Origin of the sequence: Mycoplasmopsis meleagridis (assembly GCF_900660695.1) — a bacterium.
Lineage (GTDB): Bacteria > Bacillota_I > Bacilli_A > Mycoplasmatales > Metamycoplasmataceae > Mycoplasmopsis > Mycoplasmopsis meleagridis.
Map to the genome: position 1 here is coordinate 174,545 of NZ_LR215042.1, position 17,006 is coordinate 191,550.

The window sequence follows — 17,006 nt, forward strand, 5'->3', positions numbered from 1 at the left end:
AAAGTTATTATATTATTTTTAAAATTTATTAAAGCAAAATAAAAAGGCTCGAAACCTTTTTATTTTTTAATATCTACTAAAATACCTAAATTATGGAATGTTTCGTTTCCTTGACCTCATATTAAATCTGGCAAATTAGGAAAGTCAATAAAAGGATTACGCATTCCTTGTCCTTTTGCTACTCTTTCACTTTCAGTAGTTTCGTAATATGAAGCAATACCATTATTTCTTTTAATTTCAAATAATTCTACCGGATCATTTTTAGCTCATTGTTGATATGTTGAAAGGAAATTATCTGTAAAGTAAGGATAACTATCTTTAAATACAACAGCTCCTGGAATTTGACCATTGTTAGCTTTTTGCAAAGCATTATGATGTGTCACTTGGAAGTAGAAATACATTCTAGCTACATTTCCTTTGAAAGCATCAACAGGTTCAGCATAATCATTGTTAACTTTAGTACCATTTTCTGATGTTCAAGTAGCATTTTCTACTATATAATGAGGTAAATTACCTCTTTTATTATTAACCAATTTATCTGTAGGTAAAATAAAGTGAGGATCTGCTCTAGTAATTGGCTCTCTCTTAAATCATGATTGAGGAATTAAATGTTCACGATTAAAAATATAACCTTCGTCATTAGAATTTTTACCAGCTACTGGTTGTCCATTACCTAGACCATTTGCTTTTCCTTCATAGTTATGTATAGTGAAATTATATGGATCAGTTCCGGTAGGATTTTCACTATAAATATCTAAAATTGTCCCATCATTTTCATATTCCTTATCCAAATCTACTTGTGAAAAAATATCATATAAATCGCCATAAGTTTTTATTTGTGATTTTTTCGAATTTTGCAAATTAACAAGAGCTTGTCAAAGATCATCGCCCCTTTTGCCTTCTAAAGAAGCGTAATAGTTATTACTTTTGTCATAAAGATATTTTCCTGAAGAAGAAATTTCAGAAGATGAACTTTCATCGTTTTTCTCTACAACAGGTGTTGAACTATTTTCAGAATTTTCGCTTTCAGTATTATTATCAGTTATTTCACCATTCAAATTATTAGATGAAGTATCACTTGTTGTAGTTTTTTCATTTACTATTTCTTTATCACTAGTATTATTGTCTTTTGTTTCATTTTCTTTTTGTTTTTCACTATTTTGTTGTTCATTACATGAAGCAGCAAGAGTTGTAATTAATGAAAGACTTGTTAGAGATGAAAGAAAAAATAAGCTTTTAAACAATTTATTTCTCATAGTTTAATTATATTAAATTGCCCACAAAATAGGGAAAAAAGAAAAATAAAGAATTCAAGAATTCTTAATCAGGAAAGCCAGTTGTATAAAGATATTTGTAATACCCATTTAATTTCATTAATTCTTCATGACTGCCTTGTTCAATAATTTTGCCTTCGTCAATTACTAAAATTTTATCTGCATTAACTACTGTGCTTAGTCTATGTGCAATTACTAAAGATGAACAATTATTAATCAAATAGTCCATCATTTTTTTAATTTTTATTTCAGTAATTGTATCTATATCGCTCGTTGCTTCATCGAGAATAATTATTGGAGTTGCATTAATTAAAGCTCTAATTATTGAAATTAATTGTTTTTGCCCTTGACTTATATTTTTTGCATTGGATTCTAAAATTGTATCTAAGCCATTAGGCAAATCATTAATAAATTCATCACCAATAACGTCACTTATAATTTTTTTAAGTTCTATATCATCAATATCTTTATTAAATAAGGTTAAATTATCTCTTAGAGATGCATTAAAAATATAAACATCTTGCATTATTGTATTAATATATTTTCTTCAAGAATTTTCATTTATATCCGCACTATTTTGATTATCAATTGTTATTGTCCCGCTTGAAGGTAGGTAAAATTTTGACAATAATTTAGCAATAGTAGTTTTACCTGAGCCAGTTTTACCAACTAAAGCAATAGTTTGTCCCTTTTCAATTTTGAAATTAATATTGTGAAGAACTTGCTTGTTAGAATTAGCAGGATAATAAAAATTAACGTTATTAAATTCAATTATTCCTTCTTTATAGTCTAATTCTTTCAAATATTTATCTTTATTTTCTTCTAAATTTAAGATTTTATTAACTCTAGTTATTCCACCCAAACCCAGTTGAATATTGTTAGTTATTTCTAAAATTTGGGAAATATTATCACCTAAATTCATTATGTATATTGAAAAAGTAATTAATAAACCAGTTGTTAAAGGTTTGATACCAATGTTTATATTATTAAAAATTAAAACAACACCTACTGAAATAATAACTAGTAAATTAATAAATTTAGCAAAGTTTAAAAAAGGAAAAGTAAAAGAAATATTACGTGCGGATTTATAATCAGGTTCTATTAAAGCTCTATTAAATTTTTCAAATCTTTGAATAATTTCTTCTTCCTGATTATGTAATCTAATTAGAGGAATAGCATTAATGATTTCTTCTAAAAAGGCATTAAAATCGGCTAAAGAATTTTGTTGCTTAATAAAATATTTTTGATTATTTTTAATAAATAAATACAAAATATAAGTTGATAAAGGGATTGAAACTATCGCAATTGAAGCCAAAATAGGAGCATAAAGAAACATAATAATAAAAATTATGAAAAACTGAAAAATCATTATGAGAAAGTTAGATAACATATCTATTAAAGATTGCAAAATATTGTTTACGTCATTAGTTAGTGTTGACATTAAATTACCTATTTTTTGATTATCAAAATAACTAATAGGCATGGATTGAATTTTTTCATATAACTCTATTCTTAATTTAAAGATTAATTCAACAACTGCACGATTATTTTTTCTTCTTTGTACAATAGTTAAAAATTTAAAAATAACATAGCAAAGGGCTAATAAAGAAACATAAAGAATAAATTTTTTATATTCAAAATTATTACTATCAAAAGTCAAATTATTAAAAAAGCTATCTACGATGTAACCAATTAAAAACGAAGCTAATATTGAACTAAGAGGAATTAATGCGCCAATTATTATGAGAATTAACCAATTCAAGAAATTAAAGTTTAATCTCTTAAGAAATTTTAATAATTCTTTTAATTTTAACTTTTCTTCATTTTTCGAAAGTTGCATAAAAGCTAATCTAGGCATTTATTCTCCTTTATATTGACTATTGAATAATTCTTGATAATATTTATTATTTTTGAGTAAGTTTTCATGCGTATCAAAACCTACTAATTCACCTTTATCTAAAACAATAATTTTATTAGCATTTTTAATAGCACTAATTCTTTGAGAAATAATCAATATAGTTTTATCTTGGTATTTATTTAATATTTTATTTCTGACTATAAAATCAGTTTCATTATCTAATGCACTCGTAGCATCATCAATAATCAAAATTTTAAAATTTTTGTTAATCGCTTGGGCAATAGAAAGTCTTTGTCTTTGTCCGCCAGATAAATTTTTACCCTCTTGATTAAGCTTGTATTCCAATTCGTTTTCTAGTTTATAAATGAATTGCGAATTAGAAATATCAATTGATTGATCTATTTCATTTCTATTTATTTTATTGTTAGCAAAAGTAATATTTTCTTTAATTGATCCAGATAATAGTTTTTGTTTTTGGAAAATTCATGAAATATTTTGATAGTAATTTTTTGTATTTATTTTATTTATATCTTTATTATCTATTAGAATTTTGCCTTGTTTATTTTCTAAAGCATATTGTTTGGCAATTAATTTTGCAAGAGTACTTTTGCCTGAACCAGTTTTACCAATAATGCCAATTAATTCACCTTCATTAATTTTAAAAGAGATATTTTTAAGAACTTCAATATTTTCTTCGTTTTTTATATCTTCCTTTTTTATAGGTTTTTTTGAATAATTAAAACTAACATTTTTAAATTCAATAGAAGCTTTGTCGAAATTATTATATTCATAATTTAATTCTTCATTATTTTGCATATTTAAAATAGCAAAATATCTCTTTACAACGCTTTGAGATCTAAATAAACGATTGAAAGTAAATAATGTAAAGAAAATTGAATTAGTAACCATTGTTAAATAGGAAGAAAATTGGTGAATATCTCCAACTAATTTATTGTTTTCTCCTAAGTCATTATTTTTGACTAATATTCCTATAATTACGAATAAAATGACATTTCCCAAAATACTTATTAAATCTAAAAGAGGTCATGCTGTAGCCGAATAAATATTTACACCTAATGCAGTTTTTCTAGAATTATTCGAAACATTTTTATAATTATCTAATCTAACTTTTTCTAAATTGTAAGATTTTATAACACTGATTCCTTTTAAATCATCACTTGCTACATTATTTAAATTATCAATTGAAATATTTTCTTTCGAATAAAGAGGGATTAATTTTCTTAAAGCAAAAAAAGCTCCAATCATTATTAAAGGAGCAACAATAATTATACTTATAGATAAATTTAAATTAGTTGTTAAAGAAAAACATAATCCTCAAATAATATAAGAAGGCGAAATCAACAAATTTCTTATTAATGTAGTAATTCCTTGTTTAATTTTTAACATGTCATTAGTAAAACGAGTTAATATTGTTCCTTCGTTTAAACTATCTAAATTGACTTGTTTAAGGTGTATTAGATGAAAAAATAATTTTTTTCTCAATTCGTAAATTCCATTTATTGCCACTTTTCAAGCTAATATAGATGCAAAATAGGAAATAATCATCAAAAACAAAGCAAAAATTATTGTTAAAACAACAACAATTTGTAATGCTTCCAAATTATTTTTTGGAAAAATATCTCAAAATAAGACTTTTATTGTATAAACATTTTCATTTGTTGCTAACGAAATAATTTGTTTTGTTATAGATGGAATAATTGTTGCAATAAAAGGTTGAAGAAGAGAAAGAACTAAAGAAATAAAAGCAAAAAACTTTAATTTTGTAGATAGCAATTTAAAAATTTTTAGCATAATTTTCCTCCGTTTTATTATAAATTACTTTAGTTAAGTCAAAAGTATTTAATATATAATTAAAGTTAATAATTGAGGAGTAATATGGCTTTATTAGATGAAAAAGATCCAAAAAAGGCAGAAAAATTAATCAATGATCGTAGAAACGAATTATTGAGACTTTTTAATGAAAATAAACATGAATTATCTCATCCTGCTTTGATAAAAGAAGAGGAAGAAATTAATAATAGTTGTGATAGTCCTAATTGTTTATTAAAAAATCAAGTAATCGATAAAGCAACCTATAAAAAAACACTTTTGATTAAATGACTAACTATTGCTGCTTTTATTTTGTTAATGGCTGCTTTAATATTAATTGCCTATTTTGTAGGGATAAGTGGTTAAAATGCAACAAGAAATTCTTATATTATTAAGTGTTATTTTAGCAATTGTTACTTTGTCTTTTCTCTTCGTCATTGCGCCTTGAGCATATAATAAATTTAGACAAATGTTTAAAAAGAATCAATATGATAAACTTGGTCAAAGTAGTCAACTAAGATTGATTAATCAACTTAGAGAAACTGTAGAATATTTATCTAAAAATAAAATTGGTGCTTTAATAACTATTGAAAATAATGATAATATTGATAGTTTAAGAACAGATGGCGTAATATTAAACGCTAATATTAGTTCGAGCTTATTAATTGCCATTTTCAATAAAAATAGCCCTCTTCATGATGGTGCAGTTATTATTCGAGATAATAAAATTTATTATGCTTCGGCTTTTTATAAAATTACTAAAAAATCAATAGAAAATCAATTTGGAGCTAGACATAGAGCTGCGATGGGAATAAGTGAAATGTGTGATGCTACTACTATTGTCGTTAGTGAAGAAACAGGAGAAGTTAAATTTGTTAAAAATGGTAATTTTTATAATGTTGAAATAAGTCAATTCCAAGAACAATTAATTAAGCATTTAAAGGATTAAAATGAACGAAAATATTGAATATTCTACTATTGATGAACTTATTGAAAGTATTGTTAAAAGTAAAGATAAAAAATTAGCCAACCAACTAGTTGATGAATATCCTATTGCATTAATAGCCGAAGCTTTAGAAGAAATTGATTTGGAAAATATAAAAATTGTTTTGAAAACAATTAATGGTGAAAATGCTGCAGAAATTTTTTCTTATTTAAGTGAAGATAAACAAAAACAATTAGCTGAAACTTTTAACGACAAGTGAGAAATGAATTTATTACAAAACTTACAAAGCGATGAATTAGCTGATGTTTTAGATGAATTACCTGAAAATGTAAGTTCAAAAATTCTAGCTTATACTCCAAGTGATAGACGCGAGGATTTACACAAATTAATGCGTTATAGCGATGATCAAGTAGGAAGCATTATGAGCATTGACATTTCTGCAATAAATAATCAATACACTTGTGAGCAAGCATTAAATAAAATTAGAAGAGATTATCAAAAGAAAAATGCTGAATTAGTCCATTATTATTTTGTAATTGACGAAATGGAAAAATTATTAGGTGTTTTAACTTTAGAAGAAATTGTTTTTGCTAATCCCAATACTAAAATTGATTCATTATACTCTCCAGTAGCATCAATAACAGCAGATGATAAAAAGGAATATGCTTCACAAATTTTTAGTGAACATGATATGTCGGTTTTACCAATAGTTAATGATGATAAGAGATTAATTGGAATGATTACAAGTGATGACGTAATTGATGTAATTAATGATGAAGCTACCATGGATATTTTTGCTGATGCAGGAATAAGTTCAAAAGATTCTAAGGAATTAGATTATTTAAAAACGCCTTGATATAAATTAGTTAAAAATAGAATTTTTTGATTATTAATTACTTTAATTTTTTCTACCATCATACAAATTTTTATTAATTTATTTGTTGTAAAAATAAGTGATGGTTTAGAAGTTATTTTAGCTTCTTTATTACCAGCTATTGTTTTAATAGCTTCTGCTTCATCAAGACAAACTTTTGTGACTATTAAGCGTAATTTAGCTTTACAAGAAATTGATGAAAAAGATTATAAAAAAGTCCTTTTAAAAGAATTGGTAACTGCTTCAATTATTGGTTTAATTATTGCCTTTTTAAATATTTTGAGACTTTATATTTATTATGGAGCCACAGGTGATTTAGCCTCGAAACATTATAAATACTCTCATATAATTATTTGAGCTAGTTCAATAACATTATTTTTAACGATAATAATTTCTTCTTTAATAGGTGTTTTAATACCTTACATATCAACCAAGCACAAAAAGGATATAGGCTTTATAAGCACTATTTTATTAGCTAATATTGCCTCTTTAGTGGCAACACTTTTAATGATAGGATTAACTTCATTATTTAGCATTTAAAAAAGCAACAAATAATAGTTGCTTTTTTAAATTTATAAAAAATAAGAATAGTTTCTTATTTTTAAAATTATTTAATGTTTGGAGCAAAAAATACATTATTAATAATTTCATTTAAAACATACATGTATTTTTCTTCATCGCTCTTGCTACTAATATTTCCTTCTTCTTTTGATGGAACTTTAACACCTTTATAGCCGAACGCATCTAGAAAAGTTTCTTTGATGTTTTTCTTTTCTTGATCATTAAACATTCACAACGACATAACAGGAATATTATTATTTAATTTTGAATTTGAAGAAGCATAGTCATAGGCAAAAGTAATTTGACTCAAATCTATATGTGCTATACTAAAAATTCTAGCAACATTTGCAACATATTCTTTAACTTTATCTTTATCTACCGCTGAATTAGTGCTATAAATCATCAATCTAAATAAATCTGTAGATTCATTAGTTAAACTAAATAATCTAAGTTGTTCAATAACTTTACTAATTCTTTCTACTCTTTCTTTTGTTGTGTTGCCTGTTCATGGATTAATACCAAAAATAATTTCTGGTTCTGCTCCAATTACAGTATTTAAGTTAGACGAATTAATCAATTTATTATTATAGGTAATATTTTTTTCACTAGTTAAAGAACTGAAAAAATCATTAAAGCCTTTTCTAATATCATCATCAGCAATAATGTTAGAGAGGGCATTTCCTCCCGGAGCATATTCACTTATTCCTTTAGCTTGTCCAAAAGTTACAACATTTAAAAGCGAATTATTAGCTTTAACTACGGCATTATTGTAATTAATAGTAGCGCTCAAGTTAGTAGTTAAGGCAATAGGAATAATTGCATTCACTACTCCTATAGTTGCTCCTAACGAACGACTTAAAACAGATTTATGATTACGGTTAAAAATACCTAAAGTTAATATTTTTGTCAATTTAAAAATAATGAATAAAATCAGTGAAAGAACTGAATAAAGAATAAAAAATATTACTAAAATTAATACACCTGCTATTAATGGTTTAATGATATCAATTTGTTTATTAATCGTTTCTATTTGGAGATTGAAAAGTCTCTCGAGTCAACTGGTACTATTAGCTTGAATAGCGCCTAAAATAGGCAAGGCAATTAAAGAAGCTAGTAATGTACTAATAATTATTAAGGCTAAATTAAAGAGCGATTTAATAAAACCCTTTTTATATCCGATAAAAACCGAAATAGCTAATACAATAATTATCCAAATTAGAGGAATAAATCAGTAATTAGGATTATTGCTAAAATTTCAATATTTATTGATAATATCTAAATTCATTTTCCTCCTGATAAACAATTTAAAGCAAATACGTATTAAAATTTTATTTTAAAAATAAATTTTCCATACCATTTATTATTTTATTTTCTGAAGTAACAAAAAAATTAAAAATCGCTTTCAAAAGCGATTTTTATCTATTTTTTAAGATTGTCTCATTTTCAATATCTTACTTCATCCATGTCAATACCATGTTCTCTAATGTATTTGTTGTGAGTTTCAATTTTATCTTGCATTTCTTCAACAAATTTTCTAGCATTTTCTTTTCCTAATACTGCATTAGCAGCTGTTTGAGCAATATGAAATCTATCCATTTCACTCATTAAACGAATATCAAATGAAGTTGTAATATCACCATGTTCTCTATATCCATGAATATGCAAATTATGGTTATTTCTAGTAAAGAAAATATCTCTAATTAATCCTTCATAACCATGAAATGCGAATACAATTGGTCTATCCTTTGTAAAAATTGCGTCAAATTCAAAATCTGCCAATCCTCTAGGATCAATTTCTTTGCTACGAAGTCTTAATAAATCTACTACATTAACAAATCTAATTTTCATTTCAGGGAATTTATCGTTTAAGTAAGAAATAGCTGCTAATGATTCAAGAGTAGGTTCTGTACCAGCTGCAGCAACTACCAAATCTGGTTCTTCGTCAAGAGTACATGTTGATGCCCATGGAACAACTTTAAGACCATTGTTGATTAAAATTTGTGCTTCTCTTGGTGAAAATCATTGTTCCCTAGGTTGTTTTGATGCAACAATTAGATTGATTACATCTCTTTCTGAAAATGCTTTGTCTAAAACTGCTAATAGCGAGTTAGAATCAGCAGGTAAGTATTCACGAATTAGTTCAGGTCTTTTATCTGCAAGATGACCTAAAATACCAGGATCTTGGTGCGTATAACCATTATGATCTTGTTGAAAAGCTGTTGAAGTAGCAATAATATTTAATGATGGATAGTCATTTCTTCAACTTACATTTTGAGCTTTATGTACTCATTTCATATGTTGTGTAAGCATTGAATCAACTACTCTTAGAAATGATTCATAAGAAGCAAACATACCATGACGTCCAGTTAGAACATATCCTTCTAAAAATCCTTCTGCTTGGTGTTCTGATAATTGCGAATCAATTACTCTTCCAACAGGTCCAATTGCCTCATCTAATTCAACATCAACTCTTTCAAGTCATTGTCTATTTGTGTGTTTAAGAACATCGAACATTCTATTTGATTTAGTTTCATCAGGACCAAAAATTCTAAAGTTAGTAGGATTAAGTTTCATAACTTCAGCAAATCAAGTTCCGGCAATTACCATATCTTGATTTTTTATTTCACCTGGTTTTTCAAATTGAAGAGCAATGTCTTCTCATTTAGGCAATTTTAAAACCTTAGGATTAATTCCACCATTAGCTATAGGATTCATTGCCATTCTCTTGTTGCCTTTAGGAGCTAAATCAGCATATTCTTTTTTAAATGAACCATCTCTATTAAATAATTCTTGTGGCTTATAAGATTGTAATCATTTTACCAAATCAGCTTTTTTACCTGTATTTTCAGCAGAAACAGCAATAGGAACTTGGTGTGCTCTAAAACTTCCTTCAATTACATGACCATCAATTTGATGAGGAGCTGTTCAACCTTTAGGAGTTCTAATTACTAAAGCAGGTCAAATTGGTCTTTTTGCTACATTAGCTGATTCTTGACGAGCTTTAGCTTGAATTTTTTTAATTTTTGTAATAGCTAAGTCAAAAGCTTTTGCCATTAATTTGTGAATTCCTTCTGGATCAAAAACATTTGCTTCCACAAAGATAGCTTCCCAACCAAAACCGGCTAATAAAGATTTAATTTCTTTGTCTGTTTTACGACTTAAGATGGTAGGGTTTGAAATTTTTCCACCATTGATATGAATGATAGGTAAAACGGCTCCATCATTAACAGGATTGATGAATGAAGATGAATATCATCCAGCCATTAATGGTCCTGTTTCTGCTTCACCATCTCCAATAACTGTTGCAGCAATAACATTAGGATTATCTAAAATAGCACCTGTTGCATGTGATAAAGCATATCCCAATTCTCCACCTTCGTGAATAGAACCAGGAGTTTCAGGAGCAGCATGCGAAGCTGTTCCGCCAGGGAAAGAAAAGCGTTTAAATAATTTAGTCATACCAGCTAAATCTTTAGTAATTTCAGGGAATAATTCAGTATATGAACCATCAAGATATGAATTAGAAATCATAACTTGTCCACCGTGACCAGGGCCTTCAATATAGAACATATTCAAGTCATATTTGTTTATAACACGATTTAAGTGGGCATAGATAAGATTTTGTCCAGGAATTGTGCCTCAGTGACCAATTGGGTAAATTTTAATGTCACTATCTTCCAAAGGAGCTTGTAAAAGGGGATTATTTTTTAAATACATTTGGCCAAGCGATAAATAGTTTGCCGCTCTTCATCACGCATGTATTTTACTTAGGTACTTGCTTGAGTTGTAGTCTTTTTGACTCATAAATTCCTTTCTAATTAAAAAATAGTATGGACATAGATATTAGGCCTATTTTTTTATTTAAATTATATATTAATATGCTTCAATACACCTTTAGCTTTAAGAAAATAATATTTGACGTATTTCACTATAAAATAGGCTAATTAATAAAATTTTTTATTTTATTTTTTACTTTCTTCAAAGTTTTTAATTATTTTTATGGCTTCGGCAGTGACTGTTAAATCATCTTTATTATTGCAATTTATAATTTCGTAAGCAATACCATATCTTTTTGCTAAGTTTATGAATAAATCTTTATATAAAGAATGCAACTCTTTAAAATACTCTTTATTTATTTCATAATTATCTATTTCGCTTTTTCTGCCTCTTTGCAAGATCCTCTCTTCAAAAGTTTCATAACTTATGTCAAGAAAAATGGCTAAATCAGGATTTTCTTTTTCGTCTATAATTTCGTGAAACATTTTATCGAAAGCTTCTAAATATTTTTTTCTTTTTTTGCTTAAAGTTACAACAGCGAAAATATAGTGCTCTAAATTAAATCGATCTAAAAAAATATAATCTTTTTCACTGGTAAAACCAAGATTTTCAAATTCTTTCATTCCTTTTTGAAAATTACTAGAAAGACTTTCTAAAATGTAAGCTTGAAAACCTATATCGATATTTTTTTTCTTTTCATAAAGTCATTTTAAAAAAGTGTTAAAAACATCATTATCTTCTTCAAATTCTTCTAAAAGAAGAGAATTTTTCATTATTCAATGTAAATTTTTAGACAAAGTGCTTTTGCCCGCTCCAATCATTCCACTTATTGCTATAACCATCTTATTCCTTATAACGTTTTTTATTGGTAAAATCGAAATTATCAATAATATTTTTTACTTTTATAAAAACTTCTTCTTCACTTAGATCGTTAGTATCAACAATTACATAATCCAAGTTATATTTTTCAGCTTGTTTCATAAACAATGGTTTATATAAATCGTAAAGTTCTTTAAAATATTCTTTATTTAGTTCTCAATTTTTAGTTTCTACTTCTCTACCTCTTTGAAATAATCTCTTCTTAAACGTTTCAAAACTCATATCTAAATATATTGCTAAATCAGGGGTTTCATCTTCGGTTATTAAAGTAGAAAATAGTGCATCATAACCTTTTAGATATTTTTCTCCTTTTGGTCTTAAATTAACATTTGCAAAAATATAATGTTCTATGCTAAATCTATCTAGAAACAAGTGAGTTTGTGAAAATTTAAAACCTTGATTCTTAAAATCATTAATGCAATCGAATAGTAATGAAGTGTGATTTTCAACAACATATGATTGAAAGCCAATTGTTAAATTTTCCTTTTTTTCATAGAGCCATTTTAAAAAGGTGTTAAACACTTCATTATTTTCTTCAAATTCTGCTAGCATTCTTGCGTTTGGATAACTTTTAACTAATTTTTCCGTTACAGTACTTTTTCCACTGCTTATCATTCCACTTATTCCTATTATCATGTTTGTCTCCTTAAATTTGTTAAAAAAATAAGGTATAAACCCTATTTATTCAATATTTAATAGTTTAATTGAATATTTTTTTGGTACATCAACTTCAACAATTTCGCCAATTGAAATTTCCATAATAGCTTGCGCTAGCGGAGAAACATCTGAGATTTTGTTTTCAAAAGGATTGCTGTCATGGCTACCCATGATTGAAACAGTATATTCTTTGTTGTCATTTAGATTTAAATATGTAACTTTAGCACCAATTCCAGCTGTTTTTTTATTTTTTTTACTATCGCTTTCGTAAACTTGAGCTTTTTCTAAAATTTCTTCAAGCTCAAGAATTCTTCCCTCAATTTGTGCTTGTTTATCTCTCGCGGCATCATATTCTGCATTTTCCGAAAGGTCTCCTTGAGCACGTGCTTCTTTCAATTCTGCTTGCACAGCTGGTCTTTGAACCAAAATTAAATTGTCATATTCCGCTTTATACTTGTCATATGTTTCTTGCGTTAGCAAGATTTTTTCTTTCTCATCAACTGTCATTTTGCCTCACTTTTTATCAAAATTTTACATTAAATTAATCATTAAATTTTCAAAAATTACTTTTTTACAATGTAAAGAAATTTATTTTTTACATGGCTAATTTCATAAGTTATACCATTTATTTTTAATTCTATCGTTAAAGCTTTTATATCGTTTTTATTTTGACCATTTTGAATTATTACAAGCATTCCGTTAGGTTCTAATTTTAAAAAATATTTTTTATAAATATTAAAGTTTGAATCAGCAGAATTAATAGCAAAAATCAAATTATAGTTTTTATCTATTTGTCTTATAAAATTAGGTTTTTTAGGAAAAAAATCAGGATAATTTAAAACCGCTTCATTTCATTTTTCAACATTAAATTTATCCTTTAATATGTCAAAATTTCCCCATCCTAAAAATAAGAGAGTTGCAATTTCGTATTCAATATTTTGTCCAATAATTAAAGTATTTTCTGCTTTATTCAAGTAAGTAGTATTTATTAGATCTTCCAAGTCAAAATCGTCAATTTTGTTTTTAAAAAATTTTTTCAATTCTAAAGGAGCCTTAGCTAAATTTTCTCCTCTTAATTCAAGAATTGTTTCATGAGCTTTTTTAGTTTGTTCATCAAGAATTTGTTTTCTGATTTTTTTGCTTTTTAGAAACATTATTAAATAAACCAAAGCGCCAATACTTACTACCACAAAAATAGAAATAATTAAACCGATTTTAACAGAACTATTTTCTGTTTTATTTCCATTCATATTAGTAGTAACTAATTCTGCAAATTGTTTTATATTGTTCATTTAATTTCCTTGCCACCATAATCAAGAAAATCTTGAAGAATGATTTTTGCTGATAATGAGTCTTTAATATTTTTACGTTTTTTGGCTGATAATTTAGCATCTTTTAATATTTTTGTAGCTTTAATGGTTGAGCCATATTCTTCTACAAAATAAATTTTTTGTTCAAAATTAGAGCATAATAATTTTGAAAAATTTTCTACCATTAATGTTCTTTCACTTTTGTTGCCATTACTTCTTAGAGGATATCCTAAAATGAAAGCGTCAATTGAATATTCATTAATTAAAATTTTCAATTCTTGAATAACTTTTTTAAAATCATTTTCTTCAAAATGAATTGTCTTTAAGGAAGAACTAATAATATTGTTACTATCACTTATTGCTAAACCACAAGTTTTAGTTCCTAAATCTAAAGCTATTTTTCTCATTAAATAATCTCTTTAATTACTTCTTCAATATTTTCAATTGAATTGATTTTACCCATTGCTAAAATTGGCGATCCACCTCCGCGGCCATTTAGCTTTTTAGCAATTTTTTGAAATAAAGCATTTGCATTTTCATTTTTAGTTGCTATTGCAAGAAGAATTTCATTTTCATATTTATTTCCTAAAATGATGTAACTATTAGGATATTTTTCTCTAAGAGAAGAAGCAATAACTTTTATTTGTGGCGAATTTATTTCTAAATTAATATATATATTTTTATCATTAATCTTTTCGAATTTAGTATTTTCATAGTCGAATTCGAAATTAGAATTTTCCTTATTAACTTTTTTAAAATCTTCTCTAATTTTGTTAATGCTTTCTGTAAGTTTTAAATATTTCTGATAGTTATTTAAATTTTTCAATTCTAATTCAAAATCATATTTGCTATCTAAGTTTTTAATTTTATTTAAGATGTTATTAAATTCTTCGGCAAGTGAAATATTTTTTTCTGCATAATATCTATCAACTAATTTATTAGATGTAACTACTCTAATTCTAAAAATTCCAGCTTGTTTTCTTTCTACTTCAACAATTTTAAAATTTTCCATTAAAGCACTATTTGGAATATGAGTTCCACCACACAAATCACTTGTTATATTTCCTCATTTAACCATTCTTACATTTTTAGGATCCATATATTCAGTTTCTTCAATAGTCATTATTGCACCTAATTTTTTAGCTTCTTCAGTAGTTGTAATAATATATTCACGCTTAATATTTTGTTTGATAATATCTTGCATAATGTTTTCTATTTCTTCAATTTGTTTATCAGTAGGCTTTTCATTAGCAGGAAAATCAAAAGTAAATCTTTCATAAGTAATATCTGAACCTAACTGTTCAATTTGTGGACCTAAAACTTTTCTTAAAGCACTAAAAACTAAATGCGTTGCTGAATGATTTCTAGCTAAGTTTAATCTTTTTTCTTTATCAACATAACATTCAAGAATATTATTTTTATTTATTTTTCCTTTAACTTTATGAACATGATTTCCATATTTGTCTTTGAAAACATCTAAAATTTCAATTTTTCTTCCATTTTGTAAAATATAACCTTCATCATGATTTTGACCACCGGAAGTAGCATAAAAAGGTGTATTTTCGATAATTAAATAACCAATACCATCAATTTCATCTACTTCATTTTCTTCATCTAAAAGCATTAAGATTTTAGTTTGATTTTCTAGATTTTCATAACCTATAAAATTATCAATTTTTCCTTTAATTAGTGATAAAGAATTAATAACGTCTTTCATTCCACTAACTTTACTTCCTCTTGACTTATTAGAGTGTTCTTCTTTTGCTTTTTCAAATTCATCAAGATTAATTTTTTTATTAAATTGCGAAGCGATTTCCATTGTTAATTCAATAGGGAAACCATAAGTATCTAACATCTTAAAAGCAAATCTACCATCAATTAAATCTTTATTAGTTTGCAAATATTTATCGAGGATTTCCTTGCCATTATTTATTGTTTTATTAAACAATTCCTCTTCCTTTTTAATCTCTCTAGATACATATTCAACGTCGTATTCAAAAGGTAAGGAATCATGAACAACTTTTACTAACTTATGTAAGAAAATTTCTTTAATACCAAGTTGCATAGATTTATAAATTGCTCTTCTAATTAATCTTCTGATAATATAACCTCTTCCTAAAGAAGAAATTTTAGCTCCATCAGCAATAGCATTAACAACTGTTCTAAGATGATCAGCGATTATTTTGAAATTTCTATTGATTAATTCTTGTTCATTATTACCTATAAAATAGTTGTTTGAATCATATTTATAAACTGTAAATTTTTCTATTTCCTTAATAATATTTATAAAAAGATCTGAATCATAATTAGTAGGAGCATCTTGTAAAATTGAAGCAATTCTTTCTAAACCAGCACCAGTATCAATATTTTTTTGTTTTAATTCTGTATAGTTATTTTCGCCATCATTATTGAAAGTTGAAAAGACAATGTTTCAAATTTCAATATATCTGTCATTTTCAATGTCATTTTTAAGAAGTTCTATGCCTCTTTTGTCATATTTTTCGCCTCTATCGAAAAAAATTTCTGTATTTGGTCCGCAAGGGCCAGAGCCAATATCTCAAAAATTAGTTTCTCTATCTCCGGAAATGAGATGATCTTCTTTTACGCCGTGCTTAATTCATAATTCTTTTGTTTCCAAATCGTCTTTAAAATAAGTAAAAAATAATTTTTCTATATCTATTTCTAAAATTTTTGTTAAATATTCAAACGCATAAGCAATTGCTTCTTTTTTAAAATAATCTCCTATAGAAAAATTTCCAAGCATTTCGAAAAAAGTATGATGTCTAGCAGTTAATCCAACATTTTCAATATCATTTGTTCTTATTGCTTTTTGGCTATTTACTAATCTATTTTTTGGAGGAATTTTTTTACCAGAAAAATAATCTTTAAGAGTAGCTACACCTGAATTAATTCATAGTAAGGAAGGATCATTGATTGGAATTAATGATTTTGATTCTATTTCCAAGTGATCTTTAGATTTAAAAAAGTCAATTCAACTTTGTCTTATTTCTTTTGAATTTAGTTTTTTCATATTTCCTCT

General features: G+C 26.2%; 14 protein-coding genes. 3 read left to right on the plus strand and 11 right to left on the minus strand.

The window, feature by feature from the left end; all coding sequences use genetic code 4:
- Window positions 1–59 precede the first annotated feature (59 nt).
- The 3 genes from EXC33_RS00900 to EXC33_RS00910 form a co-directional block, all read right to left on the minus strand.
- Window positions 60–1,256: an endonuclease gene (locus tag EXC33_RS00900; protein WP_052717023.1), complete on the minus strand. Its 1,197-nt coding sequence runs from the start codon at window positions 1,254–1,256 to the stop codon at window positions 60–62.
- A gap of 64 nt (window positions 1,257–1,320) precedes the next feature.
- Window positions 1,321–3,132, minus strand: a complete 1,812-nt coding sequence (locus tag EXC33_RS00905; RefSeq protein WP_046096953.1) for an ABC transporter ATP-binding protein — start codon at window positions 3,130–3,132, stop codon at window positions 1,321–1,323.
- Window positions 3,133–4,944: an ABC transporter ATP-binding protein gene (locus EXC33_RS00910; RefSeq protein WP_046096952.1), complete on the minus strand. Its 1,812-nt coding sequence runs from the start codon at window positions 4,942–4,944 to the stop codon at window positions 3,133–3,135.
- 84 nt (window positions 4,945–5,028) lie between these two features.
- Here EXC33_RS00910 and EXC33_RS00915 point away from each other — a divergent pair, with 84 nt between their 5' ends.
- From EXC33_RS00915 to mgtE, 3 genes are read left to right on the plus strand one after another with little or no spacing between them, the layout of a single operon-like run.
- Window positions 5,029–5,328 (plus strand): hypothetical protein, encoded by a 300-nt coding sequence (locus EXC33_RS00915; RefSeq protein WP_046096951.1) that lies wholly within the window; start codon window positions 5,029–5,031, stop codon window positions 5,326–5,328.
- A 1-nt stretch (window position 5,329) separates the two neighbouring features.
- Window positions 5,330–5,911 (plus strand): diadenylate cyclase, encoded by a 582-nt coding sequence (locus EXC33_RS00920; protein ID WP_046096950.1) that lies wholly within the window; start codon window positions 5,330–5,332, stop codon window positions 5,909–5,911.
- A 1-nt stretch (window position 5,912) separates the two neighbouring features.
- Window positions 5,913–7,322 (plus strand): magnesium transporter, encoded by a 1,410-nt coding sequence (gene mgtE, locus EXC33_RS00925; RefSeq protein ID WP_046096949.1) that lies wholly within the window; start codon window positions 5,913–5,915, stop codon window positions 7,320–7,322.
- A 67-nt stretch (window positions 7,323–7,389) separates the two neighbouring features.
- On the opposite strand, the gene EXC33_RS00930 is transcribed toward mgtE, so the two are convergent.
- From EXC33_RS00930 to alaS, 8 genes are all read right to left on the minus strand, one after another.
- Window positions 7,390–8,628, minus strand: coding sequence for a CvpA family protein (locus EXC33_RS00930; protein ID WP_046096948.1), 1,239 nt, complete (start codon window positions 8,626–8,628; stop codon window positions 7,390–7,392).
- Between the two features lie 134 nt (window positions 8,629–8,762).
- Window positions 8,763–11,147 carry a phosphoketolase family protein gene (locus EXC33_RS00935; RefSeq protein ID WP_046096947.1) on the minus strand — a complete coding sequence of 795 codons (2,385 nt, stop codon included), beginning with the start codon at window positions 11,145–11,147 and terminating at the stop codon, window positions 8,763–8,765.
- 158 nt (window positions 11,148–11,305) lie between these two features.
- Window positions 11,306–11,962: a deoxynucleoside kinase gene (locus tag EXC33_RS00940; protein ID WP_046096946.1), complete on the minus strand. Its 657-nt coding sequence runs from the start codon at window positions 11,960–11,962 to the stop codon at window positions 11,306–11,308.
- 1 nt (window position 11,963) lies between these two features.
- Window positions 11,964–12,635, minus strand: coding sequence for a deoxynucleoside kinase (locus EXC33_RS00945; RefSeq protein ID WP_046096945.1), 672 nt, complete (start codon window positions 12,633–12,635; stop codon window positions 11,964–11,966).
- A gap of 45 nt (window positions 12,636–12,680) precedes the next feature.
- The gene (gene greA / locus EXC33_RS00950) at window positions 12,681–13,163 is read right to left on the minus strand and encodes a transcription elongation factor GreA (RefSeq protein WP_046096944.1); all 483 of its coding nucleotides are present in this window, start codon (window positions 13,161–13,163) and stop codon (window positions 12,681–12,683) included.
- A 56-nt stretch (window positions 13,164–13,219) separates the two neighbouring features.
- Entirely contained in the window at window positions 13,220–13,948 is a 729-nt protein-coding gene (locus EXC33_RS00955) for a BC85_0335 family putative methyltransferase (RefSeq protein ID WP_052717021.1), read from the minus strand.
- On the minus strand, window positions 13,936–14,373 hold the full coding sequence (gene ruvX, locus EXC33_RS00960; RefSeq protein ID WP_046096943.1) for a Holliday junction resolvase RuvX: 438 nt from the start codon (window positions 14,371–14,373) through the stop codon (window positions 13,936–13,938). The genes EXC33_RS00955 and ruvX overlap by 13 nt, the downstream gene beginning before the upstream one ends.
- Window positions 14,373–16,997: an alanine--tRNA ligase gene (alaS, locus tag EXC33_RS00965; protein WP_046096942.1), complete on the minus strand. Its 2,625-nt coding sequence runs from the start codon at window positions 16,995–16,997 to the stop codon at window positions 14,373–14,375. The genes ruvX and alaS overlap by 1 nt, the downstream gene beginning before the upstream one ends.
- Window positions 16,998–17,006 lie beyond the last annotated feature (9 nt).